At 70.3% G+C, this 354-nt stretch carries 1 pseudogene; it reads left to right on the top strand.

The window, feature by feature from the left end:
• A pseudogene (locus tag QSK45_RS38140) lies at window positions 1-354 on the top strand (2-oxoacid:acceptor oxidoreductase subunit alpha); the annotation flags it as partial.

Below are 354 nucleotides of genomic sequence, written 5' to 3'. Positions count from 1 at the left end.
CGGCCAACCACGACTTCATGGTCCGCACCCGCCAGGCCAAGATCGACGGCATCGAGGTCCCGGACCTGGAGGTGGACGACCCGCACGGCGCGACGACCCTCGTCCTCGGCTGGGGTTCCACCTACGGGCCGATCACCGCGGCCGTGCGGCGCGTACGGGCCGGCGGGGGCCGGATCGCCCAGGCCCACCTGCGCCACCTCAACCCCTTCCCCGCCAACCTCGGCAGCGTGCTCGCCCGGTACGACAAGGTGGTGGTACCGGAGATGAACCTCGGGCAGCTCGCCACCCTGATCCGGGCGAAGTACCTGGTCGACGCCCACTCGTACAACCAGGTCAACGGCATGCCGTTCAAGG

This window comes from Streptomyces hygroscopicus subsp. hygroscopicus, from assembly GCF_030269125.1.
In the GTDB taxonomy this organism is placed as follows: Bacteria; Actinomycetota; Actinomycetes; order Streptomycetales; family Streptomycetaceae; genus Streptomyces; species Streptomyces hygroscopicus_C.
Note: the sequence above shows the minus strand (reverse complement) of the source record. Positions and strands in the feature narration are given on the sequence as shown.